We start from the raw sequence: 24,633 nt of genomic DNA on the forward strand, positions 1-24,633 counted from the left end.
CCCGCAACCCGCAACGTCCGAGCGTTGACGTCCTATAGGACGTCAACGCTCGGACGTTGCGGGAAAGACAGTGGTCAGAAGGTCGCCTTGGAGTAGTACTCGGCCGAGGCCACCAGGGACGCCGCCAGGACCAGGTCCCCTGCGGACTTGACGAACGGGATCCAGGTCTCCGAACCCGCATCGGCCGGGCGGTTCAGCAGGTCCTGGTACAGCGCGTCGACCCGCACGTGCAGCATCTCGTTCGACTGGTACATCGCGTACGCCACCGTGAGCCGGGACATCCCGCCGTTCAGTGCGCCCACCCAGCCCGACACGCCGCCGGCGTCGGGGGTCCGGTTGAGCAGCTTGAGGTACAGGTCGTTCACCCACGTCGTGTAGTTGCTGTGGCCCGTCGCCGTGAAGTACTCCGAGGAGGCGTAGAACGCCGCGGCGATCCGCGCGATGGGCATCCCGGACCGGGCGGCATCGACCCACCCGGCCAGCCCCCCGGCGTCCGGTGTCCGGCCGAGGGTATCGAGATAGAACTGCGTGATCACCGTCGAGATCCACTCGTCCGACCGGGACAGCTCCGAGGTCATCTCGCGCCGGGTCAGCATGCGCTCGGTGAGCTGCGTGGTCCGCAACGCCAGCTCGGGCGCCGTGGCCTCGCGGTTCAGGAAGTCCCGATACATCGAGCGCACGAAGGCCTGGCTGGCCGGGACACTCACCCCGGGCACCGCCGCCGCGCCGGTGCGCTTGAAGTTGCCCTTGAACGTCGGCCACGGGGCTCGTCCGAGGGCCGTGTTCGTCTTCCACACGGTCACCACGAGCTGCGCGTCACCGGCCTGACTCTTTCCCCTGACCTGTTCGATCACCCAGGACCTGCCGTTCACCTGGACGATCGTCGGAGTGTTGCCCGGCGCGTAGATGGTGCCGGAGTACGCCGAATGCTTCGCGAACTTCAGGTCTCCGGTGCGCGCGTCGTACACCCGCAGCCGCCCCTCGCCCTGGGTCACCGCCTCGAGGTGGCCGTCGTTGTCGAGGTCCGCGAGTGCGACCCCGGTCAGCGTGCCGATTCCCACGTTGCCGCAGACCTCGCTGTCGGTGATGCACTTGTACGAGTTCCACAGCCGCGCACCGGTAGCGCCGTTGTACCCCATCAGCCACCCCCCGTAGGTGACGATGAAGACGTCGGGCTTCCCGTCACCGGTGACGTCCCCGAGCGAGGGCGAGCCGGTCACGCGCGCCGGCGTCGCGGCCTGCCACAGCACCTTGCCGGTCTTCCCGTTCAGCGCGGTGATCACGCGGCCGCCGGGCTCCGGGAAGTACCCGCCGCTGCCGACGACGACGTCCTGGGCGCCGTCGCCGTTGAGGTCGGCCAGCGCGGGTGAGGACCATACGACCTGGCCCTGGAGGAAGTAGTGCCACTTCTCGCTGCCGTTCCGGTTGTACGCCCACACGTACCCGCCGCCGACGTTGCCGCACGGCTGGGTACCGATGTCGTTCCCGGCGCAGTCGCCGCCGACGACGACGTCCTTCGCGCCGTCGTCGTCGATGTCCCCGATCGCGGGCGAGGACCAGATGGTGTCCTTGAGCCACTTGGGCCAGCCGGTGACCACGTTGCCGGTGAGCGTGGAGTTGGCGTTCAGCGCCTGGCCCCAGCTGCCGGTCACCATGTCGGGGGTCGCGTCGGAGTTGAGGTAGCCGAGGGCGGGCGTCGCGATCATCCCGTTGGGGCCGTTCGGCACGATCGCGGCGTCCTGGCGGACCATGAGCCGCGTGGTGACGCCGTTCTTGAACGAGTAGCTCGCGATCCGGTTGGAGGTCGTCGCGATGACGACGTCGAGCACGCCGTCGAGGTTCACGTCGATCAGCGCCGGCGAGGCGTTGATGCCGCCGCTCTTCTTGACCAGGTTCACCCCGCCGACGTCGACCGCGGGCACGACCAGGTGGCCCGTGATGTCGTACACCCGCAGGAGGCTGCTCAGCCCACCGCCGACGATGATCTCCGGGATCCCGTCACCGGTCACGTCGCCGTACGCGGGGGTGGACCACATCCCCCCGGCCGCCATCGTCAACGCCGGCTGGCCCGGAGGGTTCAGCGGGGTCACGGCGAACGGTCCATTGGCGGTGCCGTTCGGACCGACCTCCGTCAGGAACCCGGGGTCCGTCTGCGTGCCCGCCACCGCCCGCGCCGGGGAGGCCGCGGTGATGCTGACTCCCGCCGCGAGCGGGACGATCAGGCCGAGGAGGGCCAACCCGCCGATCCAGGTGCGCGATGCCGAATGCTTGACCTGTCGTGCTCCCATGGTGACGGGTTCCCCACTGTTCTGGTGCGCGGCAAGGTCGAGTCGTGTGCTCCACCCATCGACCGCGCGGGGCCGGGTGTTAACCACCCGACTCGAGGAACCCCCGTCCGGCCTACTGCGTGGCTCGATTACGCTGTGGCCGTCCCCGTCCGGTGAAAGGTGTGACCACGGTGCAGATCGGTTTGGTGAGCTCCGCGCTCACCGTTGCCCTCGCCCGCTCAACCGTCCGGTCGGCGTTCGACGTCGACGATCAATGTGTGGTGCACGTCCTGGACCTCGACGGCTCGTACCTCGCCGTCCGCGACGAGCGGGTCGTGACCCGGGCCGACGTCGGCGTGGACCCGCACGAGCTGCACGTGCGCGCCATCCTGCTCGACCCCGACGGCCTGGTCCGCTGGACCCAGCCGGCCCTGCTGCGGCACGCGCTGCTCGCCGGTCCGACCGTGCTGGCCGTGCGCGCGGGCGTGCTACTGCTGAGCGACCCGGCCGAGCTCGCCGACGTCGCCGCGCGCGAGGAGGTCGCCCTGATCGCGCGCAGCGCCGAGCCGCTGCCCGCGGATCGCACCTGGCCCGGCCCCGCCGACGTGCTGGCCGCCGGGTCCTACAACCCCGATCTGCTGGCGGTCAGCCGGGCCGCGACCGCCTTCTTGGACCTGTGGGAGAAGCTTGCCGCGGACCCCCGGACGGCCACCGACCGGTGGCTCGAGGCCGCCGCGAGCTATCTCCCGCACCACACGCTCACGGCGCCCCGTTTGCTGGTCTCGGCCTGGACCGGCCCCTCGGCCCGGATCGGGGAGGGTGTCGGCGACGTGCTCGAGGTGGACGGCCTGCCGGCCGTCGCCGTGGACCTCACCGGGCTCGACCCGGTCGCGCCCTGGCTGCTGGACACCCGCGCGGACGGACCGCCACGCGTCCGGCTGAGCGCCCACCCGGGGCTCGCGCGCCTCGTGGCTTCCTACGCGGCCGGCGTGCAGGACGACGTCGCCGCGGCGCCGGAGCGCCCCGCGGACGCCACGACCGCCGTGACCTCCCTGGGCGTCGCGGTGCACCCGCAGCTGCGCACCGTGTTCTGCACCGCCCTCGAGGCGAACCCGGCCCGTTCCCTCGACGCGCTGCCGGACCCGTTCGACCCCGAACGCACCGCCGAGCTGACGGCCTGGCTCACCAAGCCGGTGGCCGACGGCAGCGACCTCGGGCTCGGGCGCTACCTCGCCTCGATCTACCGGTCCCGCCCGGACCTGCGCGACGCCTTCCCCGGAGTGCCCGGCGAGCACGTCGACGCGTTCATCGCGTGGGCCGGCGAGCACGGGCGCCACGAGGATGCGTACTCCCCCTACCTGATCGACCTCGCGCTGGACGCGGTGCGCGACGACGACCCGCAGGGCACCGCCTTCGTCGGCCGCGGCACCGGCGTGAACGTCGTGGGGTACCTGCGCGCCGAGCTCGGCGTGGGTGAGTCCGCCCGGCTCATGCTCGACGCGCTCGCCGCGGGCGGCATCCCGCACGCGACGGCGTCGGTCGACCGGCACCTGCAGAGCCGCCAGGGCGCGAGCTTCACCGAGGCCGCCCCGGGCGCCCCCTTCGACACGACGCTGATGTGCGTCAACGCCGACATGACCCCGACCGTCGCGGCCGCCGTCCCGTCCCTGCTCGCGCGCAGCTATCGGATCGGCATGTGGTATTGGGAGGTCGAGGACTTCCCCACGTCCCAGCACGAGGGCTTCCGGCACGTCGACGAGGTCTGGGTGGCGACCGACTTCGTGCGGCGGGCCATCGAGCCGTACTCCCCGGTGCCCGTCCGCACCATCACCCCGCCGCTGCCACGCCCGACGTCGGTCGCCGCGACGCAGGGTCGCACGCGCGCCGACCTGGGCCTGCCCGAACGTCCGACGTTCCTGTTCTCGTTCGACTACCTGAGTACGGTGGAGCGCAAGAACCCGTGGGGGCTCGTCGACGCCTTCGAGGCCGCGTTCACACCCGGCGAGGGCCCCCTGCTGGTCATCAAGTCGATCAACGCGGACCGCCGCCCGGACCAGGCCGAGCGGCTGCGGCTGCGGGTGGCGGGGTCGAAGGACGTCGTCCTGCTCGAGGACTACCTGGACGCGGCGGACCGCGACGCCCTGGTCGACCTGTGCGACTGCTACATCTCGCTGCACCGCTCCGAGGGCCTCGGCCTGACGATGGCCGAGGCGATGGCGCTCGGCAAGCCCGTGATCGCGACCGGGTACTCCGGCAACCTGCAGTTCATGACCGACGAGAACAGCTTCCTCGTCCCCTGGACGCCCACCACCATCCCGGTCGGCTGCGAGCCCTACCCCGCGGGCGGCACCTGGGCCGAACCCGACCTCGACGCCGCCGCCGGCCTGATGCGCCTCGTGCTCGAGGACACCGAGCTCGCCGCGGCCCGCGGCCGGCAGGCGGCGCAGGACATCCGGATCCTGCACTCCCCCGAGGCAGCCGGCGCCAAGATCGCTGCCCGCCTGGACGAGCTGGTTCTCGCCCGGCGCACCCGGCGCCGCACCGGGACCCGCGACCAGGTCCTCGCCGTCGCCCGCCGGGCCCTCGGCCGCGGCTGATCGCTCTCCTCCGGGGGTCGGCCGGGTTCAGCCCGCGTGGATCGGCGTCAGCCGACGAGCGCCGGGTAACCGACGCCAGTCAGCTGCTCGGAGGCGTCCCACAGCTTCTTGGCCACGGTGACGTCGCTCGCGGCGGCGGTCCGGCCGACGAGTGCGGGGTATCCGCGCATTCCACCGAAGCTCCCCGGGCCGACGTAGCTCGCGCCCGGCAGGTCCTGGGTGGCGGCGAACAGGCTGGGCAGGGCGCCCATCGCCGCGCTCTGCGCCAGCAGGTTGGACACCTTCATCAGCCGGTCGGTGAAGGCGCTCCCGGAGTGCGACCCCAGGGTCGTGGCAGATACCCCGGGATGAGCGGCGAACGCGCGCACCGAGAAGCCATCGCTCTCGAGGCGGCGCTCGAGCTCGAGGGTGAACAGCAGGTTGGCCAGCTTGGACTGCCCGTACGCGGCCCAGGCCTTGTACGGCCGCGTCTTCCAGCTCAGGTCGTCGAGCACGATCTCACCCATCCGATGGGCCGACGACGACACGTTGACCACGCGGTCCGTGAGCTGGGGCAGCAGCAGGTTCGTCAGCGCGAAGTGACCGAGGTGGTTGGTCCCGAACTGCAGCTCGAACCCGTCCCTCGTGCTGCTCTCGGGCACCGCCATCACGCCGGCGTTGTTGATCAGCACGTCGACGGGCCCGCTCCAGTCGGCGGCGAAGCGCCGCACGGAGGCCAGGTCGGCGAGGTCGAGCTCGCGAACCTCGGTCTCCCCCGTGATCGCGGCCGCCGCCTGCTCGCCGCGCTCCACGTCCCGAACGGCCAGGATCACACGGGCCCCGGCGCCGGCCAGGGCGGTGGCGGTCACTCGTCCGAGCCCGCTGTTGGCCCCGGTCACGATGATGGTCCGGCCGCTCTGCGCCGAAAGGTCGGTGGTGCTCCAGTTCTTCACGGGTTCAATGTAGGCACTGTCTACAATGCTGTCAATGACTACATTCGCAGCTAGGCTGGCGGCATGACAGCGCGCCCGTACCACCACGGCGGCCTTCGCGCGGCGCTGGTGACCCAGGCCGAGGCCACTCTGCGGACCTCCGGCATCGACGGCCTGTCGCTGCGTGAGCTGGCCCGCGAGCTCGGCGTGAGCCACGGTGCGCCGCAGCGGCACTTCCGCGACAAGGCAGCGCTGCTCGACGCCCTCGCCATCGAGGGTTTCGGTCGCCTGAACGAGATGCTGGCACGGGCCGCCGACGTCGACGACGGCCACGCGTTCGCCTGGACCCTGACCGACGTCGCGGTGGCGTACGTGCGGTTCGCGACCGAAGATCCCGCCCTGCTCGATCTGATGTTCACCCACAAGCACCAAGCGGATGCCTCGGACGAGCTCAAGGCGGCCGCGAACGCGGGCCTCGCCTGCGTGGTCGCGATGGTCGAGCGTGGTCAAGCAAGAGGGGACCTGGTCGACGGCGATCCGCAGTCGATCGCCATGGTGCTGTTCGCGACCCTGCAGGGCATCACCTCGTTCGCGAACGCCGACATCGTCGACCCGCAGTCCCTCGACGAGCTGACGACCTACGCCGTCGAGCTCCTGCTCGGGGGCCTGACCCCGCACCCCGACCAGTCGCCGATCAATTCCACTTTCATCCCGGCCCTCTGCGAGAAACGCCCAGACCCCGCCCAATCCTGAGCCCACACCCACGTTTCGGAAGAATTGGTGCGCCACACGCGCACATTCTTCCCAAAACTGCCCCCGCATTGGTCGGAAGCCGCGCAGCCGGAACTGGCCGCAGCTCTGCATGCCCACCGCAACCCAGCGAGCGGGACCCCAACCGTGCGCGGCCGGCCATCGCGGGGCGGGATTTGCTCGGAAATCGAGCAGATCCCGCCCATGACCGGCGTGAACATCCAGGATCCGGAAGGATCGGTGCGCCACACGCGCACATTCTTCCCAAAACCGCCCCGCGACGGGGGCGTCGACCTCGGCGAGCGCCCGGAGGGGCCGCGCGACGCACGGCGAGTTGTGGCGGGATTTGCTCGAAAAGTGAGCAGATCCCGACCAAAACCGGTGTCGACCTCCACGTTTCGGAAGAATTGGTGCGCGACGCGCGCACATTCTTCCCAAAACCGCCACGCGACGGGGGCGGCGGGGGGCTACTCCTGGGTGGGGTTTCCGGCGACCAGGCGGCGGGCTCGGCCTACGGCGCGGCGGCCTACCTCGGTCACGCCGCCGGCTCCCAGGTACGCCTTGGCCAGGGCGAGGTCCTCGCGGACGCTCGGCCGAGGCTTCTTCGAGCGCTTGCGGGACTCCGGCGACGAAACGACCTCGAGCGCCAGGTCGGGCGCCCGGCGCGGCACCCGGCAGAACTTCACCAGGGGCTCGAGCACGCTGGACCAGATGTACCCGGCGGCGAACTCGCGCACGTTGGCGCGCACGTCGGTGATCGCCGCGTCGTCGTACAGCATCTCCTCGAGCGCCGACACCAAGGAGTCGACGTCCTTCGCCGGCACCACCCGGCCCAGGCCGTGCGCCCGGATCAGGGTGCCGAACGTATCGCCGTCGGTCGCGACGATCGGCAGCGTGGCCCACAGGTAGTCCAGGATCCGGGTCCGGAAGCTGAACGCCGTCTCGACGTGCTGGAAGTGCGTCGAGACGCCCAGGTCGGCGTCGAGCAGGTAGTCGGCGCGCTGGTCGTACGGCACCCAGCCCTCGTTGAAGAACACATGCCGGTCGGTCAGGCCGAGCTCGCGCGCGAGCTCCTGGGTCTCCCAGGCGACCCGCATGTCCGGCACACCGGGGTTCGGGTGCTTGAGGCCCATGAAGTACAGGCGCACCTCGGGGTGGGCGACCTTGAGCCGGTCGATCGCGTGGATCAGCGTCAACGGGTCGAACCAGTTGTAGACCCCGCCGCCCCACAGGATGACCTTGTCGTCGACGCCGATCCCGGGCACGGTGCCCTTGATCGCGTGCCGCTGCTGGACCGGCGGCTCGTCGGCGATACCGAACGGCACGACCGAGATCAGCGAGTCAAGGGACTGGTCCTCGTCGTAGACCGTGGGGTTGACGCGTCCCTGGCCGGCGAGCTGGCCGAGCCAGAAGTCCCGCTGCTTCGCCGACGCGCAGAGCATGAAGTCGGCGCGGCGCAGCTGCTCGTTGAGGATCCGGGTGGTCTCCCGCACCGACGTCGAGCGGCCCTCGGAGCCGAGGTCCCGCGCCTGCTCGAGCTGCTCGAGGTGGAACGGGTCGTACACGTCCGCGACGATGATCTTGGACCCGCCGCGCAGCCACGGCGCGGCCTCGAGCAGGAAGCCCTGGAACACGATGACGTCGGCCCAGTCGGTCAGTTCGCGCAGCCCGGACCCGCCGACGGCGATGACCTCGAAGTCGTCGTGCGTGGTCTTCGCCCCGCCGGTCGAGGCCAGCTTGACCTCGTGCTCGGGGGCGAGGGCCTTGGCGATCTCCCAGGCGCGGATCGCCGGGCCGGCCATCCGGTCCAGCAGCGGTTCGCCGGTCACCACGAGGATCCGGTGCCGCGCGGTGAAGTGCGCGGAGATGTCGAACGCCTCGATCAGCACCTCGTGCGCCGCGAGGTAGCTCGGCATGCCGTAGGCCGGCTCGATCGCCTCCCGGAACAGCGGGAACAGCTCGCGGTCGCTGCGCCGGCGGTGGCTCTGCAGCTCGGTGCGCGACTTCAACAGGCTCGGCAGCTGCTCGACGAAGTAGTCGATCGCCAGCGGACCGGTCAGGGCCATCTTGGGGACCTCAAGGGTCGCCACGTCGTCCCCGCCGGGTGACTTCTGCAGGTCCAGGACGGTCGCGTCGAACCCGGTGCGGGCGATCGACCGGCGCACGGCGAGGGCCATCGCCGCGGGCAGCGCCTTGGCGAGCGAGGCGTCGTCGTAGTTCTTGTACATGGCCAGCAGGGCGTTGCGCTCGAGCAGGTAGCTCTCACGGAAGTTGCCGAACTTCTTCATGGTCACGTGGTGCTTGTGGAACGCGATCGACGTCGGCACGTACCGCACGCGGTGCCCGAGCAGGTTCAGCCGCCACCCGAAGTCGACGTCCTCGTAGAACATGAAGAACCGCTCGTCGAAGCCGCCGACCTCGCGGTACAGCTCGGCGCGCACGAACATCGCCGCGCCGGTGCCGAACAGCACGTCCTTCGGTGTGTCGTAGGCAGCCGAGTCGGGCCGCTCGACCTCACGCTTGTAGCCCATCGCGAACCAGGTCAGGGAGCCGTCGACGTAGTCGATGAGCTGGCCCTCCCAGTCCAGGACCTTGGAGGCGACCGCACCGATGGCGGGGTCGGCGTCGAACGCCTCGACCGCCGCGGCGACCCACTGCGGGTCCGGCCGGGCGTCGTTGTTGATGAACGCGACGTACTCCCCGGTCGCATGCTCGACGCCGAGGTTGCAGCCGCCCGCGAAGCCGGTGTTCGACCCCGAGTCGATCACGGTGACCGCGGGCAGGGCCGCGCGGATCTCCGCGACCGAGTCGTCGCCCGAGTCGTTGTCGATCACGATCAGCTCGAGGCTCTCGCGCGGCCACTCGACGTCGTCGAACGCGCGCAGGCACGTGATCGTGTCCTGCGCGCCGCGATAGTTGACGAGCACGACCGAGACGACGCCCGGACGGGTCTCGTGCTGTCCGGCCACCGGCTGGTTCATGCCTTGCCCCGCTTCAGTAGCTCCATGTCGTGGTCGACCATCCGGCCGACCACCTCATCGAACGCCGCGGTCGGCTTCCATCCGAGCTCGCGGCGCGCCTTGCTCGCGTCGCCGACCAGGATCGGCGCCTCGTTCGGGCGCAGGAACTCGGGGTCGACCTCGACGTGGTCCCGCCAGCTGTCGCCCACCCCGGCGCGCCGCAGCGCGGCCTCGGCGAACTCCGCGACCGTGTGCGTCTGGCCCGTCGCCACGACGTAGTCGCTCGCGGCCTCGTGCCGGACGGACCGCACCATGGCGTCGACGTAGTCCGGGGCCCACCCCCAGTCCCGCCGCGCGTCCAGGTTGCCGAGCCGGATGACCCCGAAGCCCTCGGCGCCGATCTGGGCCGCCGCCGCCGTGATCTTGCGGGTCACGAACGCGAGCGGGCGCCGCGGGGACTCGTGGTTGAACAGGATGCAGGTCGCGACGTGCAGCCCGCGCCCCCGGTACACGCCCGCGATGTGGTGCGCGTACGCCTTGGCCGCGCCGTACGGCGAGACGGGCCGCACGGGCGTCGACTCGTCCTGCGGCCAGCTGTCGGCGTGACCGAAGATCTCCGCGCTGGACGGTTGCAGGCACGCGACCTTCCGGCCGGTGTCCTCCTGCAGCCGCCAGGCGGCGTCGAGCACGGTGGCCGCGGCCACCCCGCTCAGCTGGGCGGTGAGCACCGGCTCCGCCCAGGAGAACGCGACCGAGCTGATGCCCGCGAGGTTGTAGATCTCGTCGGGGCCGACGTCGGCGATCAGCCGCCGCAGCCCCTCGGCGTCGCCGAGGTCGCCGTCGTGCAGCACGACGCCGGGCGTGCGCGCCAGCAGGTCCCGGACGGCGTCGTCGTCGCCCGCCCGGACCATGCCGTGCACCTCGGTTCCCTCGCCGAGCAGCTGGTCGGCGAGGTAGCCGCCGTCCTGCCCCGTGATCCCGGTGACGAACGCGCGGGGCACCGCCTACCGACCAGCCTGGGTGCGCTCGATGTCGAGGTCGTTGTCGACCATCATCTCGATGAGCTCCTGGAACGCGACCTTCGGCTTCCAGCCGAGCTGGTCGTTGGCCTTGGCGGGGTCACCGATGAGCAGGTCGACCTCGGCGGGGCGCATGAAGCGCGGGTCCTGCTTGATGTAGCCGGCCCAGTCCTCGATGCCGACGCGGTTGAACGCGACGTCGAGCAGCTCGCGGATCGAGTGCGTCACACCGGTCGCGACGACGTAGTCGTCGGGCTGGTCCTGCTGCAGCATGCGCCACATCGCCTCGACGTAGTCGCCGGCGAAGCCCCAGTCGCGCTTGGCGTCGATGTTGCCCATGACGATGTCGTCCTGCAGGCCGAGCTTGATGCGGGCGACCGCGCGGCTGACCTTGCGGGTGACGAACTCGTAGCCGCGGCGCGGCGACTCGTGGTTGAACAGGATGCCCGAGGAGGCGTGCATCCCGTAGGACTCGCGGTAGTTGATCGTCATGTAGTGCCCGAAGACCTTGGCGACGCCGTACGGCGAACGCGGCCACAGCAGCGTGCTCTCGCGCTGCGGAACCTCCTGGACCTTGCCGAACATCTCCGAGCTGGACGCCTGGTAGAAGCGGACCTTGGTCGGGTCGTCGCCGGAGTACAGCCGGACGGCCTCGAGGATGTTCAGCACGCCCTTGCCCGTGACGTCCGTCGTGAGCATCGCGTTCTCCCACGAGTACGCCACGAACGAGATCGCGCCAAGGTTGTAGACCTCGTCCGGCTGGGCGACCTGGAGCGCGCGGAGCAGGCTCGACAGGTCGGTCAGGTCACCGGTCAGCAGCTTCACGCCGGGGACGGTCTCGCGGACAAGGTCGAGCTTCGGGTTGTTCTGGCCGCGAATGAGCCCGTAGACGTCGTAACCCTTCGAGAGCAACAGCTCCGCGAGGTACAGGCCGTCCTGGCCGGTGATGCCGGTAATGAGTGCGCGCGTCATGATCTCAGCTCTGTGTTCGGGGACGGGACCGGTTCCAATGACCGGGGCGAGCATAGTCCCCGGGCTCGGTGCGATTCGGGAGCCCCAGGTCACGTTGCCTATGATGAGCCGGTGAACTCAGCACCTTTCGTGTCCTACGCCCAGAACGCGGAGGACGTCGTGCTGCATCGCGCGCTCGGCGATCTACCGACCGGTCACTACCTCGAGATCGGGGCGAATGACCCTACCGAGGACTCGATCAGCCGTCCGTTCTACGACCGGGGATGGTCCGGGATCACCGTCGAGCCGATGGCTCACCTGTCCGCGGCGCACAAGCGGGAAAGGCCGCGGGACCGGCAGGTGCGCGCCGTCGTGGGCCCGCCCGGCAAGGACACCGCGATCCTGCACGAGTTCGTCGGAACCGGCCTGTCCACCACGGTCGACGGGTTGCGCGACGCGCACGAGTCGGCCGGCTTCACCGCGTCCGACGTCGAGGTGCCCTCACTCACCGCGGACCAGATCCTCGAGGGCAACTCGGGCCGCGAGCTGCACTTCGTCGTGATCGACACCGAGGGCTCGGAGGCGGACGTGCTGGCGGGCTTCGACCTGGCTCGCTGGCGGCCGTGGGTCCTCGTGGTCGAGGCGACCGTGCCCAACAGCAACCTTCCCTCCCACGAGGACTGGGAGCCGGGCGTGCTCGCCTGCGGCTACCAGTTCTGCTTGTTCGACGGGCTCTCCCGGTTCTACGTGGCCGACGAGCACGCCGACGACCTCAAGTGGAAGCTGTCCTTCCCGGCGAACGCCGTGGACGTCTACGTGCGGTACCGCGAGCTGGAGACGCGCGAGCTCGCGACCTCGCTCACCGACGAGGTCGTCCGGTGGCGCACCGCCGCCCTGACGCGCTGGGCGCACGCCGTGAGCACGGCCCCGCGCAACGGCGACGAACAGCGCGAGATCGCCGCGCTGCGCAACGAGCTCGAGCTGCATCGCAAGACCCTCTCCTGGCGCGTCACGACACCGTTGCGCACCGTGCGCCGGTTCCTTCCCCGGTGAGCGAGCTGCGGGTTCTCGGGGCCCAGCGACCGACCCCCGAGGCGATCGAGCGCGCCACGGCACTGCGCGTGCTCGCTGCCGGCGCCGTCGTGCTCGACACCGACCCCGCGGGCGGGGGCGACGTGCTGCGAGAGGCCGCGGTCTGCCTCGGCCTGCTCGTGCAGCGCCTGATCACGACCGCGGACCCCGCCCTGGCGTGGCTCCTACTGACCGCCGTCGCGGGCGCGTACCCCCAGGCCGACGACGTGCGAGCCCTGCGCCGCAGCGCCGCGCTCGGGGCCGAACGCGAGGTCACCCTGGACCTGTTCGACCGCGCGTTCGGGATCGCGACCGAGCACGGCACCTCCGCGCGGCCGATGTCGATCGTCTCCGGCGTCGTCGTCGACCTCGACGCGTGCGCCCGCTCGGAGTTCCACAACGGGATCCAGCGCGTCGCCCGGGAGACCGTCAAGGCCTGGGGCTCCGAGCACGAGCTGACGCTGGTCGCCTGGACCGACACGGCCGGCATCACCCGTTCGCTCTCGCCGCGCGAGGAGATGCGCGCCGCGCACTGGGGGCGCTCGCAGGAGGAGATCGGCCCGCTGCTCGCGCGCGCCGACGACCTCGCCGCGGGCAGCCCCGACACGCGCGAACCCGCGCTGATCGTCCCGTGGCAGGCGACGCTGGTGCTCGCCGAGGTGCCGCTCGCCGACCGCTGCCCGCCGCTCGCGGCTCTCGCGGAGTTCTCGGGCAACGCCGTCGTCGCCATCGGCTACGACGCGATCCCGGTGGTCAGCGCGGATCTGCGCCCGCCCGGTGAGGCGAACGCGTTCACGAGCTACCTCACCGTCATCAAGCACTCCGCGCGCGTCGCGGGCATCAGCACCTCGGCCACGGTCGAGTTCGCGGGCTTCGCGCACGCGCTGTCCAGCCAGGGCCTTGCGGGGCCCGACGTCGGCGAGGTCGTGCTGCCCTCCGACGTGCCGCCGCCACCGCCGGGCTACCACCGCGTCGCCCCGGCGATCCCGCGCATCGTGTGCGTCGCGCGGCTCGAACCGCACAAGAACCACGCCGCCCTGCTGCACGCGGCCGAGGTGCTCTGGCGCGAGGGGATCGAGTTCGACCTCGAGCTGATCGGCCAGCAGGGCTGGTCGACCACCGCCGTCGACGCCCAGCTCGCCGCCCTGGCGCGGGCGAACCGTCCCGTCCGGCTGCGCGGCTCGGTGTCCGACGAGGAGCTCTGGTTCGCGATCCGCGACGCCAGCTTCACCGTCTTCGTGTCGCTGCACGAGGGCTTCGGCCTGCCCGTGTCGGAGTCGCTCGCCTGCGGTACCCCGGTGATCACGACCCGTTACGGGAGCCAGGGCCAGATTGCCGAGCAGGGTGGTTGCCTCACGGTCGACCCCCGCTCTGACCAGGAGCTGATTGACGCGATGCGCACGATGCTGACCGACCCCGAGACCGAGTCCCGGCTGCGCGCGGAGGCCGCGGCACGCCCGGCGCGGTCCTGGCAGGACTACGCCGACGAGCTGTGGTCCACCCTCGTGGTCGGAGCCCGGTCATGAGCCGGCGCGCCGCGGCCGTGGCGGCCGCGCCCAGCACCGCGACCGAGGCCTTGCACCGGGCCCACAAGCGGACCCACGCCGACTTCCGCGCCCGGCTCGCGCTGCTGCTGACGGCGCTGGACGCAGCTCCGGCGGCACGCAACGAGCTGCCCGAGCTCGTCGCGGCGGTGCTGGACGCCGTCGGCCCGGCAGGGTCCGACGTCGTGTGGCTCACCCTGGCGGTCGTCTCCGGTTCGCTGCCGACCTCCGAGGAGGTCATCACGGTCCGCCGCGCGGTCGAGCTGGACGGCCCGGCCCGCGCCCTGGTCGCCGCCGCCGAGCGGACCACGACGGACTCGGGGCTCCGCACCGTCCGGCTGCTGCGCGACGCGACGCTCGTCGACCTGGGCGACCTGGTGTCCTCGCCGCTCGGGACCGGGATCCAGCGGGTGGCCCGCAACGTGACCAGCGAGTGGGTCGCCCGCCACGAGGTCACCATCACGGCCTGGACCTCGAGCTTCGACGCGCTCCGGGTCGTCGGCGGGCCGGAGCGCGGCGCCGCGCTGGCCGGGGTCAAGCCGGATCCCGAATCCGGCCGGACCGTGGCTGTTGTGCAGGACGTCGTCGTGCCGTGGGGCTGCACCTATGTGCTGCCCGAGCTCGCGATCCAGCCGGCGCGGTGCCTCGCGCTGGCCGCGCTCGCCGCGTACAGCCGCAACCGGACCGGCGTCATCGGCTTCGACTGCGTGCCGCTCACCAGCCCGGAGACGTCGGCCCAGGGCTTCGCGGGCGTGTTCGCGCTGAACCTTGCCGCCGTCGCCCACTTCGATACGGTCGGCGCGATCTCCGGAGCCGCCGCGGCGGAGTACGAGGGCTGGCGCCGGATGCTCGAAGGCACCGGCCTGACCGGGCCGGCGATCACCGCGGTCGGCCTGCCCGGGCACGCGCCGGAACCCGAGGCCGACGCGATGCGCGAGGCGACCGAACGCTTCCTGATCCCCGGCCTGCCGCTCGTGCTCGTCGTGGGCAGCCACGAGCCGCGCAAGAACCACCTCGCCGTGCTGCACGCCGCCGAGCGGCTGTGGCGGCGCGGGCACCGGTTCAGCCTGACGTTCATCGGCGGCGCATCCTGGGGCAGCGACGAGTTCACCACCCAGCTGGAGGGCCTCCAGGGGGTCGGCCGCCCGGTCGAGTCGGTCTCCCGGCTGCCCGACCGCATGCTCTGGGCCGCGTACCGGCTGGCCCGCTGCACGCTGTTCCCGTCCCTGAACGAGGGCTTCGGGCTGCCGGTCGCGGAGTCCCTGTCGGCCGGGACCCCGGCGATCACCTCGGACTTCGGCGCGATGCGCGAGATCGCGGAGGGCGGCGGCGCGTTCCTGGTGAACCCCAGGAGCGACAACGACCTCACCGCAGCCCTCGAACGCATGGTGACCGACGACGTGCTGATCGCCCGCCTGCGCGCCGCCGCCCTGGCCCGCCCCCGCGAGACCTGGTCCGACTACGCCGAACGTCTCTGGCAGCTGTTCCACAGCTGAGCGGGCTTGCGGTCGGGCGTGAGTTCGCCGGTCCGCGCGCCTGCTCGCCGATCGAAATCGGCGAGCTCGCGCACAGACCGGCGAGCTCGAGCGCCGGCTCCGGCCGACTCCCGCTACGGGAAGCGGACCGAGGCCGCCAGGCGGTACTCCATGCTGCCGGCGATGCCGATGCGGACGGCACCCTCACCCCGGTCCAGCAGGATGTGGGCCCAGTAGCTCTGCCCGGCGGCGTCCGGCGCCCGCTTGAGGAACAACTGGTAGTAGTTGCCCGCACGGAACAGCGCGGCCTCGTAGGAGAACCAGATGCCGCTCACCACCCCCGCGCGGCCGATGACGGCGAGCCGGGCGGTCCAGTAGGACAGCTCGTTGGGCGACGGTGACCGGTTCAGCGCCGTGTTGAAGAAGCGGGTGACGAACCCGTCGGGGGTGCCGCCGGAGGTCGCGTAGAACTCTGCGCCCGAGTAGAAGACCCGCTGCACGTCGTCCACCCCGAGCTTGCCCGTGCGGACCGCGTCGGTCCAGCCGTCCAGGCCACCGGGGTCGGGCTCGCGCCCCAGCGCGTCCTCGTACGCCTGCGTCACGCGCAGCCGCACGTACTCGACGCTCGTGGTGAGCGACGCGACGAGCGTCGTCTGGCTCCCACCGCCCGCAAGGAACCCGCTCCAGCTCGCGAGCCCCCCGGCGTCGACCGGCCGGAGCAGGATGTCCGCGTACAGCGCCTTCACGACCGACTGGGCCTCGGCCAGCGTGAACGCCGAGATGCTGAACCAGTCGCTCTTCAGACCGAGCTTCTTGCGCACATCGTCCCCGGTGAACGTCCTGGTTCCCCCGGAGGTGGTCACGGTGACCTGAGTCGCGCGGCCACCACCCTCGCCCAGCCCGTTGCGCGCCGTGACGGCGATCGTCTTGATCGCCCCGGTGCCGAGGCTCGAGGCGACCGTGGTGAGCGGAATCGTGGTCGTCCAGTTGTGATTCGGGTTGTTGGAGACGGCGTCACCGAGGTCGGGCACGGCGGGGAAGGTCCCGCCCGCGGTGTAGCCGCCCGTCGACGAGCTGAACTCGGTGCGCTGCACCACAGCGGACCGCAGCCGCACGACGCCGGCCGTCCCGACGACCGCGGTATCGGTCAACGAGTTCTCGAGCTGCGTCCAGGTCGTCCCGGACTTGATGCCGTACCCGCCGTAGACCTGGCACGAGGTCGTGTCGCAGGTCCGGGCTCCGCTGGCACGGTGGCCCGACAGCGCGTAGCTGCGCGCGGCGACCGCCTGGGCCCGCAGCGCCTGCATGCCCTTGCCGCCACCGAGCAGGCCCCAGGAGGCGGGCGACTCGCGCGGCACGACCCCGCGCAGGTAGGACTCGGTCGGCAGGAAGTTGATCGCGAGCTGCGACCCGTTGTAGCTGGAGATGGAGAGGTTGCCGCGGTACGCGCGCTGCGTGGCGCCCTCGCAGACCCGCAGCAGGTTCTCCCGGTTGGTGTCCGGCGCGCGGGTGAACACGCGCGTCTGGTTCGCGGTGAAGGTGCCGAGCGCCGTCCACGGACCGCTGCACCCGGGCCCCTTCTGCGCGATCACCGAGCTGCCCGACACGGTCATCCGCACGGCACCCGGGCCGACGAACGTGTCGACGACCGGGTTCGGCACGAGGTTGCGTATCTGCAGGCTCAGTCCGGTCACGATGAGCGGCTGGCCGCTGTGCGCGAGCAGCTCGACCGACATCTCCGGGGGGGCGATGGTTGCCGCCGTCGTGCCGCCGTAGAAGTGGTCGAGGATCGACTCCGAGCTCGAGTTGTAGTTCAGCGCGTAGCCCAGTGCCCCGTACTGGCCCATGCCGCGCCCGTGACCCCAGCCGTGCCCGGTGAACGTCGCGTCGTCGCCTGCCGCGGCCTGCGCGACGGGGGCGGGGAGGACTGCCGTGAGGGTGGTTGCGGTGAGCGCCATCGTCACAATCAGCGCGATCCGTCGAGCGAGGCTGGGGATGGCCGCCGACATGCTTCCACCTTCGTTGGTGCGACAAGGACAACAATCTTCGCACCGGACCTGGCGCAGCGCACGGGGTTGGCGGCACGAACTCGGGTGGACTAGCAGGTAGTCTGAGGCCGCCGATTGTGCGCTCGGCGTGCCTATCCGCCGAGACCCGGGAGAACCATGGACAACCAGAGTGACGTGCGGACGCGAGAGCTCGCGGACGAACCGATGCGATCCGCGGGACCCAAGCATGGGTTCTTCGGCGGCACGATGGAGTCGATCCGGGACATCCTCGCCCACGGCGAACTGCTCGACCAGCTCACGCGGCGCGAGATCAAGGCCCGGTACAAGGACAGCGCGCTGGGTTTCTTCTGGAGCCTCGCCAAGCCGCTGACGATGCTGCTCGTCTATTACGTCGCCATCGGGAAGTTCCTCGGGGCGCAGCAGAGCCCAGGTCACCCGGACGGTATCCCGAATTACGCCCTCTTCATCTTCTCCGGCCTGACCGCCTGGCAGCTGTTCAGCGACATCGTCATCATCGGCACGGGCTCGATCGTGGGCAACGGCGCCCTGATCAAGAAGGTGTACGTGCCGCGGGAGGTCTTCCCGCTCTCCGTCGTCGGCTCCGCGCTGTTCAACTTCTCCATCCAGCTCGGCATCCTCATCGCCGCGACGGCGGTCTTCGGGGAGTTCCCGACGGGTATGCGATGGGGGTACGCCGTCCTCGCCCTCGTGCTACTCCTCCTCCTGGCGACCGGGCTGGCGTTCCTGTTCTCCGGGCTCAACGTCTACCTGCGCGACGTGGCGTACCTCGTGGAGATCTCGCTGATGATCCTCATGTGGGCCTCGCCGATCGTCTACTCGGTCGCCCAGGTGGACAAGTCCCTCCACGGCAACCTGCTCGAGAAGATCTACCTGCTCAACCCCCTGACCCTCATCACCCTGGCGTTCCAGAAGACGTTCTGGATCCAGGGCGACGGCCGAGGCTTCTTCCCTAATTACCTCGGGCGGGACCTCGTCATCGAAATCTGCGTCGCGATGGTCCTGCTGTGGTTCAGCCAGCGTGTCTTCTCGCGGCTCCAGTCCAACTTCGCCCAGGAGCTGTGATGAAAACCCCCGTCATCGAGGTCGAGAACCTCTCCAAGCGCTTCATCATCCGCAAAGACAAGTCCCTCAAGGAGCGGGTGGTCAACTTCCGCCGCTCCCAGCTGCACAAGGACGACTTCTGGGCCCTGCGCGACATCAACCTCACGATCGAGTCGGGCACCACCGTCGGGCTGATCGGGCCGAACGGCTCGGGCAAGAGCACGCTGCTGAAGATGATCGGCGGCATCCTGCAGCCGACCAGCGGCGCGGTGAGCCTGCGGGGTCGCCTCGCCGCGCTGCTCGAGCTCGGCGCCGGGTTCCACCCGGACCTCACCGGCCGCGAGAACGTCTACCTGAACGCCTCGATCCAGGGCCTCACCCGCAAGCAGACCGACAAGGCCTTCGACGCGATCGTCGACTTCTCCGGCATCGAGCGCTTCATCGACACCCAGGTCAAGTTCTACTCCTCGGGCATGTACGTGCGGCTCGCCTTCGCGGTCGCCGTGAACGTCGACCCGGACATCCTGCTCGTGGACGAGGTGCTCGCCGTCGGCGACGAGCCGTTCCAGCGTAAGTGCATGGACCGGATCCGCGGCTTCCAGCACGAGGGCCGCACGATCGTCCTGGTCACGCACGGCCTGGACACGGTCGCGGAGATCTGCGACCGCGCCGTCGTGCTCGAGAGCGGCAGCATGATCGCCGACGGCGCCCCGCGGGACGCCCTGCGGGTGCTGCGCACCGAGTTCGAGCAGTCCCGGCACGACGACATCGAGCGCCAGCAGTCCGCGGCAATCAGCGTCGCCAACGAGCTCCCGCGCGCGCAGGTCGAACGCGTCGAGATCCTCAGCTACGGGACCCCGGTGCGGGAGATCAAGGTCGGCGCACCCCTGACGGTCCGCGTGCACGTGCGCGCGACCGAACCGCTCGAGAACTGGATCCTGGGCTTCGGCATCGAGACGTCCGTCGGCCAGAACATCTACGGCACGAACAGCAAGCTGCTGGGCGTGCACCTGCCCGACCTGCGCGGGCCGGGGGTCTTCGACTTCACGATCCCGGCGGCCGACATCGGCGAGGGCGCGTACACCTTCCACGCCGCGATCGCCGGCCAGACCGAGGCCGAGGTGCACCGCCTGCTCGAGGCCGCCACCCTCCAGGTCGCCGCCGACGGCCGCGAGGTCGGTTTCGTGCACCTGCGCACGTCCCTGGCCCCCGCCGACAGCTGAACACCCCCCAGCCCGGTTGCCCCCCGCGCCCTCAACCACCCACCCGCACCACCCCCCACCAGGACTCCGAGCTCCAAGCCCCAAACCCGCTAACGTCCGAGCGCTGACGTCCTATAGGACGTCAGCGCTCGGACGTTAGCGGTTGGCGGTTGGCGGTTGGGGGTTGGGGGTTGGCCTGGAGGGCTACCTCGTTACGGGAACCGCTTGGCGGCCAGGAGGCGGTACTCCAGGCTCCCGGCGATCCCGATGCGCACCGCGCCCTCGCCCTTCAGCTGCAGGATGCGACCCCAGTACGCCTGCCCGGCCAGATCCGGGGCCCGCTTGAGGAACAGCTCGTAGTACTTGCCGGCCCGGTACCTCGCGGCCTCGGCCGAGCCCCAGATGCCGCGCACGACGGCGTCGCGACCCGAGACCTGGAACTGCAGGGCCCAGTAGTCGAGGTCCTGGGTGGTCGGAGCCCGGTTGAACGCCGTGCGGAACAGCCGGTCGACGTAGCCGCGCGGGGTCCCACCCGACTTCTGGTAGTACTCCGCGGTGCCGTAGAAGATCCGCTGCACATCATCGACCGCGACGTTCCCGCTCCTGACCGCGGTGGTCCAGCCAGTGAGGCCGCCCGGATCCGGGTTGCGCCCCAGGACCTCGGTGTACGCCTGCGTCACGCGCAGCCGCACGTACTCCTCGCTCTTGGTCAGCGCCGCGACCAGCGCCGGCTGTCCCGCGCCGCTCGCGAGCATCCCGCTCCAGCTCGTCAGACTCCAGGCGTCGACCGGCCGGCCCAGCAGGTCCGCGTACAGCGCCTTCACAACCGGTTGGGCGAGGGTGGCGGCCAGGGTGTAGCTCGACTGCGCGGCGAGCGAGCGGATGTTCGCGAGCGACGCGTAGCCCCCGTTGCCCGGGCATTCCGTGAAGGCCACGTCGCGGTGCCCGAAGACCCGCGGCAGCGTCACGTTCTGGTTCAAGAACCGCGAGTTCTCCCCGGCGCCCGTGTAGTAGACCATCGACCCGCGCGGATCGATGCCGTAGGCACCCAGGCGCCACCCGATGATCCGTGCGGCGGCCGCCTGGGCCTCCGGCGACGGACGGACGTCATAGGTGCCGAGCAGTGCGACCCCGACCGTGCCGGTGTTGAAACCGCCCGCATGCACGCCGATGACGGCCTGGGTCATGCTGTTCGCCCGGCCCTCGTAGATGTTTCCCCACTTGTCGACGAGGAAGTTGTAGCCGATGTCGCACCACCCGCGAACATTGATGTGGTAGACGGCGTCGTTGCGGATCTGCTGCATCGCCTGCGAGACGGTCGTGTAGGCGTTGCTGTCGGCGGTGTGGTGCAGCGCGGCGCCCACCAGCTTGCTGGCGACGTCGGGCAGGCAGACCTGGGCGGGTGCGCCCCACTCGGCGCGGGTGATGATCTTCGGCGCGCCGACCACCGCGGTACCCACGGTCCCGGCGGTGTACGCGGCGTCGCGCACCACGGCCGCACCGGTCGCGGACGCACCCGTGACGCCATCGGGCGTCGTCGGCGCCTGCGACCCGATGAGGGACAGGCTCAAGCCGGCCGGCGAGGCCTTCGACGAAGCGGCGAAGGACAGCTGGACGGCGTCGGCATCCCCGATCCACAGCGCATCGGTGCCGCCGCGTTCGGCTCGCGCGTCGGCGGTGCCCGCGTCCGGGGCGTTGTCGCTCGGTTCGATGTCGGTCCAGCCGGCCCACTTGCCGTTGGTCTTGGTCCGCACCTTGCCGCCCAGGTCGCCGACTGCGGTCCCCTGCGGCCAGCTCACCCCGAGGGTCTGGTAGCCCTTGGCGGCCACCGCATCGCTCTCGACGCGACCGGCACGATCGGCAACCCGGTGATCGGCGACCACGGCATCCGCCGCCGACGCCGGTGGCGTGGCCACGGCAGCGCCCGCCCCGACCGCCGGCACGACGATGTCGAGATCCTCGGTCGCGACGCCGTCCTTCTGGTCGGCAGCGCTGCCGGGATCGGTCACCGGTTCATCGGCGACCTGCCCCGCCGCCCGGTCCGGCACGACGGCCGACACCTGGTCTCGCTGACCGGACCCTGCGATTCCGGAGAGTGCGAGCACTGCGACGAGGGCGAACTTCAGGTACATGGCGATCCTGACCTCGGGAAACGTGTAGATCTTCGTGGCGTCGTGCTCGACCGGTCGACGGCGATGCGCTGCGTTCTGGCCGTCCTCCTTCTCCCCCCATCGGCGCCCCAACCGGAGAAACTGAGCGATTAGCGGTACCCAATTCCAGAAAGATCGTCGGCGGCCGTGTTCCGGGGCACGGTGGCCGGGCGACTACGCTCGGACCGCTCAACCCAGCAACCTGGAGGATCCACGTGCGACTGCTCGTCACCGGTGGGGCCGGCTTCATCGGCTCGAACTTCGTCCACCAGAGCGTCCGGGAGCACCCCGACGTGCGGGTGACCGTCCTGGATGCGCTGACGTACGCGGGCGACGAGGCCTCCCTTGCGCCTGTTGCCCAGCAGATCACCTTCGTCCGGGGAGACATTGCCGACGCCGAGCTCGTGGACCGGCTGGTGGCCGACAGCGACGTCGTCGTGCACTTCGCCGCCGAGTCACATAATGACAACTCCCTCGCGAACCCGTGGCCGTTCGTGCAGACGAACGTGGTCGGGACGTTCACGCTGCTCGAGGCCGTGCGGCGGCACGACAAGCGCTACCACCACATCTCGACCGATGAGGTCTACGGCGACCTCGAGCTCGACGACCCGAACCGTTTCACCCCCGAGACGCCGTACAACCCGTCCAGCCCGTACTCCTCGACCAAGGCCGCGAGCGACCTGCTGGTGCGCGCGTGGGTGCGGTCCTTCGGCGTCCGGGCCACGATCTCGAACTGCTCCAACAACTACGGGCCCTACCAGCACGTGGAGAAGTTCATCCCGCGACAGATCACCAACGTGATCGACGGCGTCCGTCCCAAGCTGTACGGCACCGGGTCGAACGTGCGCGACTGGATCCACGTCGAGGACCACAACAGCGCGGTCTGGGCGATCCTCGACGCCGGCCGGATCGGGGAGACCTACCTGATCGGGGCCGACGGCGAGGAGAACAACCGCGCCGTCATCGAGTTGATCCTCGAGCTCACGGGTCAGCCGCGAGACGCCTATGACCTGGTCAACGACCGCCCGGGGCACGACATGCGGTACGCGATCGACTCCTCCAAGCTGCGCACCGAGCTCGGGTGGGCGCCGAAGTACGCCGGGTTCCGGGACGGGCTCGCGGCGACCGTCGCCTGGTACCAGGCCAACGAGGCGTGGTGGCGCCCCCAGAAGGACGCGACCGAGGCGAAGTACGCGCAGCTCGGACGCTGATCTGCACACCTCCTCCACCCCCTGGGCCCGACCCCTCCGCCTGCCCGCGGGTTACGGGACCTAAACTCTTCGGGTGCCTCCCCCTCACGCCACCTCCGCGCGCCCGCGATCGACGCGCCACGCCCGCCGGCCGCAGTCTCACCGCATCGCGCGGGGGATCGCACTGGGGGTGACCGCGCTGCTCGCGTTCGGGGTGACCGGAGCGGCCACCGCGTATTCCCGGTTGCAGGGGAACATCAAGTCCGCCGACGTCAACAGTCTGCTGGGCAGCAACCGGCCGAAGGCCCCGGACCCGAGCGACCCGAGCGCCGGCAAGCCGATCAACATCCTGCTGATGGGTTCGGACGTGCGCAGCGGCGCGAACGCCAAGATCGGTGGTAAGGCCGACGGAATGCGCTCGGACACCACGATCGTGCTGCACCTGTCCGCGGACCGGTCGCGCGCCGACCTGGTCTCGATCCCGCGCGACACCCTGGTGGACATCCCGGCGTGCAAGCGGTCGAACGGCACCACCTCCAACGCCGAGAAGGGTCAGTTCAACGCCGCGTTCTCGATCGGCTCGGAGAGCGGTCAGGTCTCCGACGCCGCCGCGTGCGCGATCAAGACCGTCGAGACGAACACCAATCTCTTCATCAGCGAGTACGTCGTGATCGACTTCGCCGGGTTCACCAAGATGGTCGACGCCCTCGGCGGGATCCCGATCTGCGTCCCGAACGACATGACCTCCCCCAAGGCGGGCCTGAACGTCAAGGCGGGCCAGCAGACCCTGGGCGGGTCGACGGCGCTCGCCTTCGCCCGGGCCCGCACAGGCACCGGGGTCGGCGACGGCTCGGACACCAACCGGCTCGGACGCCAGCAGCAGCTGCTCGCCGCGATGGTGCGCCAGGTGCAGTCCAAGAACCTGTTGACCGACGCCCCGGCGCTGCTGCAGTTCCTGAACGCCGCGACCTCGTCCATCACCGCGAGCCCCAACCTGGCGTCGATCCGCAACATGACCGGGCTGGCCTTCGGCATGCGCGGCACGCGCAGTGAGAACATCACGTTCATGACGATTCCGTTCGCCCCCGCCGTGTCCGATCCGAACCGGGTCGAGATGACCGGTGCGGCCGACGCGATCTGGGGGAACATCGCCGCCGACAAACCGATCGTGAAGCCGACCGCTGCCGCACCGCCGCCTGCCAAGACGCCGACCGCGGGCGCGACCACCCCGGCCAAGCCCGCCGCCCCGGTGCCGACGGAGACCAAGAAGCCCGGCAAGGACGCGATCACCGCCAACGACGTCACCGCCGTCTGCGGCTGAGCGGCCATGCCCCAGGACGACGCACCCCGCCGCCCCTCCGGCGCGAGCCGGGCCCGCACCGGCGGAAACGCCCGACCGATCGACGACGCCGCGGCTGGCGCACGCTCGGCGCGCCCCCGCCCCGGCCGCCCGGCCCGGCCCGGCGGCCAGACTC

Annotated in this window: 16 protein-coding genes; 9 read left to right on the top strand and 7 right to left on the bottom strand. The window is 70.7% G+C overall.

Annotated features, from left to right (window positions below):
- Positions 1 to 74: 74 nt before the first annotated feature.
- Positions 75 to 2,288: a DUF4214 domain-containing protein gene (locus VIM26_RS23815; RefSeq protein WP_331955816.1), complete on the bottom strand. Its 2,214-nt coding sequence runs from the start codon at positions 2,286 to 2,288 to the stop codon at positions 75 to 77.
- A 170-nt stretch (positions 2,289 to 2,458) separates the two neighbouring features.
- On the opposite strand from VIM26_RS23815, the gene VIM26_RS23820 reads away from it, so the two are divergent.
- Positions 2,459 to 4,864 carry a glycosyltransferase gene (locus VIM26_RS23820; protein ID WP_331955817.1) on the top strand — a complete coding sequence of 802 codons (2,406 nt, stop codon included), beginning with the start codon at positions 2,459 to 2,461 and terminating at the stop codon, positions 4,862 to 4,864.
- 47 nt (positions 4,865 to 4,911) lie between these two features.
- Here VIM26_RS23820 and VIM26_RS23825 read toward each other — a convergent pair whose 3' ends face one another.
- A complete protein-coding gene (locus tag VIM26_RS23825; RefSeq protein ID WP_331955818.1) occupies positions 4,912 to 5,796 on the bottom strand; it encodes an oxidoreductase in 885 nt (294 codons plus the stop codon).
- A 63-nt stretch (positions 5,797 to 5,859) separates the two neighbouring features.
- Between VIM26_RS23825 and VIM26_RS23830 the strand changes: the two genes are divergently transcribed.
- Positions 5,860 to 6,528 (top strand): TetR/AcrR family transcriptional regulator, encoded by a 669-nt coding sequence (locus VIM26_RS23830; RefSeq protein WP_331955819.1) that lies wholly within the window; start codon positions 5,860 to 5,862, stop codon positions 6,526 to 6,528.
- A 464-nt stretch (positions 6,529 to 6,992) separates the two neighbouring features.
- Here the strand turns inward: VIM26_RS23830 and VIM26_RS23835 are convergent, their stop codons facing one another.
- Genes VIM26_RS23835 through gmd form a run of 3 tightly spaced genes read right to left on the bottom strand, consistent with a single transcriptional unit; the run spans position 6,993 to position 11,476 of the window.
- A complete protein-coding gene (locus VIM26_RS23835; protein WP_331955820.1) occupies positions 6,993 to 9,506 on the bottom strand; it encodes a glycosyltransferase in 2,514 nt (837 codons plus the stop codon).
- The gene (locus tag VIM26_RS23840; protein WP_331955821.1) at positions 9,503 to 10,486 is read right to left on the bottom strand and encodes a GDP-mannose 4,6-dehydratase; all 984 of its coding nucleotides are present in this window, start codon (positions 10,484 to 10,486) and stop codon (positions 9,503 to 9,505) included. The genes VIM26_RS23835 and VIM26_RS23840 overlap by 4 nt, the downstream gene beginning before the upstream one ends.
- 3 nt (positions 10,487 to 10,489) lie before the next feature.
- Positions 10,490 to 11,476 carry a GDP-mannose 4,6-dehydratase gene (gene gmd, locus VIM26_RS23845; protein WP_331955822.1) on the bottom strand — a complete coding sequence of 329 codons (987 nt, stop codon included), beginning with the start codon at positions 11,474 to 11,476 and terminating at the stop codon, positions 10,490 to 10,492.
- 111 nt (positions 11,477 to 11,587) lie between these two features.
- Between gmd and VIM26_RS23850 the strand changes: the two genes are divergently transcribed.
- The 3 genes from VIM26_RS23850 to VIM26_RS23860 are packed head-to-tail and all read left to right on the top strand — an operon-like array spanning position 11,588 to position 15,566.
- Positions 11,588 to 12,508 carry an FkbM family methyltransferase gene (locus tag VIM26_RS23850; RefSeq protein ID WP_331955823.1) on the top strand — a complete coding sequence of 307 codons (921 nt, stop codon included), beginning with the start codon at positions 11,588 to 11,590 and terminating at the stop codon, positions 12,506 to 12,508.
- Positions 12,505 to 14,052, top strand: a complete 1,548-nt coding sequence (locus VIM26_RS23855; protein WP_331955824.1) for a glycosyltransferase — start codon at positions 12,505 to 12,507, stop codon at positions 14,050 to 14,052. The genes VIM26_RS23850 and VIM26_RS23855 overlap by 4 nt, the downstream gene beginning before the upstream one ends.
- Positions 14,049 to 15,566 (top strand): glycosyltransferase, encoded by a 1,518-nt coding sequence (locus VIM26_RS23860; RefSeq protein WP_331955825.1) that lies wholly within the window; start codon positions 14,049 to 14,051, stop codon positions 15,564 to 15,566. Before VIM26_RS23855 ends, VIM26_RS23860 begins: the two co-directional genes overlap by 4 nt.
- Before the next feature lie 113 nt (positions 15,567 to 15,679).
- Here the strand turns inward: VIM26_RS23860 and VIM26_RS23865 are convergent, their stop codons facing one another.
- Positions 15,680 to 17,554, bottom strand: coding sequence for a SpoIID/LytB domain-containing protein (locus VIM26_RS23865; RefSeq protein ID WP_331955826.1), 1,875 nt, complete (start codon positions 17,552 to 17,554; stop codon positions 15,680 to 15,682).
- A 156-nt stretch (positions 17,555 to 17,710) separates the two neighbouring features.
- On the opposite strand from VIM26_RS23865, the gene VIM26_RS23870 reads away from it, so the two are divergent.
- Entirely contained in the window at positions 17,711 to 18,637 is a 927-nt protein-coding gene (locus tag VIM26_RS23870) for an ABC transporter permease (RefSeq protein WP_331955827.1), read from the top strand.
- Complete coding sequence (locus tag VIM26_RS23875) at positions 18,637 to 19,839, top strand: ABC transporter ATP-binding protein (protein WP_331955828.1); 1,203 nt, start codon at positions 18,637 to 18,639, stop codon at positions 19,837 to 19,839. Before VIM26_RS23870 ends, VIM26_RS23875 begins: the two co-directional genes overlap by 1 nt.
- A 191-nt stretch (positions 19,840 to 20,030) precedes the next feature.
- On the opposite strand, the gene VIM26_RS23880 is transcribed toward VIM26_RS23875, so the two are convergent.
- Positions 20,031 to 22,061 (bottom strand): DUF4214 domain-containing protein, encoded by a 2,031-nt coding sequence (locus VIM26_RS23880; RefSeq protein WP_331955829.1) that lies wholly within the window; start codon positions 22,059 to 22,061, stop codon positions 20,031 to 20,033.
- A gap of 122 nt (positions 22,062 to 22,183) precedes the next feature.
- Between VIM26_RS23880 and rfbB the strand changes: the two genes are divergently transcribed.
- Positions 22,184 to 23,179 (top strand): dTDP-glucose 4,6-dehydratase, encoded by a 996-nt coding sequence (rfbB, locus tag VIM26_RS23885; RefSeq protein WP_331955830.1) that lies wholly within the window; start codon positions 22,184 to 22,186, stop codon positions 23,177 to 23,179.
- Positions 23,180 to 23,252: 73 nt separating this feature from the next.
- Positions 23,253 to 24,479 (top strand): LCP family protein, encoded by a 1,227-nt coding sequence (locus VIM26_RS23890; RefSeq protein ID WP_331955831.1) that lies wholly within the window; start codon positions 23,253 to 23,255, stop codon positions 24,477 to 24,479.
- Positions 24,480 to 24,633: the final 154 nt, after the last annotated feature.

It is taken from the genome of Pengzhenrongella sp., from assembly GCF_036565025.1.
Classification (GTDB): Bacteria; Actinomycetota; Actinomycetes; order Actinomycetales; family Cellulomonadaceae; genus Pengzhenrongella.

Coding starts and splice junctions, on each gene's coding strand:
- VIM26_RS23815 (WP_331955816.1), bottom strand. CDS start 2,288: ATGGGAGCACGACAGGTCAAGCATTCGGCATCGCGCACCTGGATCGGC.
- VIM26_RS23830 (WP_331955819.1), top strand. CDS start 5,860: ATGACAGCGCGCCCGTACCACCACGGCGGCCTTCGCGCGGCGCTGGTG.
- VIM26_RS23835 (WP_331955820.1), bottom strand. CDS start 9,506: ATGAACCAGCCGGTGGCCGGACAGCACGAGACCCGTCCGGGCGTCGTC.
- gmd (WP_331955822.1), bottom strand. CDS start 11,476: ATGACGCGCGCACTCATTACCGGCATCACCGGCCAGGACGGCCTGTAC.
- VIM26_RS23860 (WP_331955825.1), top strand. CDS start 14,049: ATGAGCCGGCGCGCCGCGGCCGTGGCGGCCGCGCCCAGCACCGCGACC.
- VIM26_RS23865 (WP_331955826.1), bottom strand. CDS start 17,554: ATGTCGGCGGCCATCCCCAGCCTCGCTCGACGGATCGCGCTGATTGTG.
- VIM26_RS23870 (WP_331955827.1), top strand. CDS start 17,711: ATGGACAACCAGAGTGACGTGCGGACGCGAGAGCTCGCGGACGAACCG.
- VIM26_RS23875 (WP_331955828.1), top strand. CDS start 18,637: ATGAAAACCCCCGTCATCGAGGTCGAGAACCTCTCCAAGCGCTTCATC.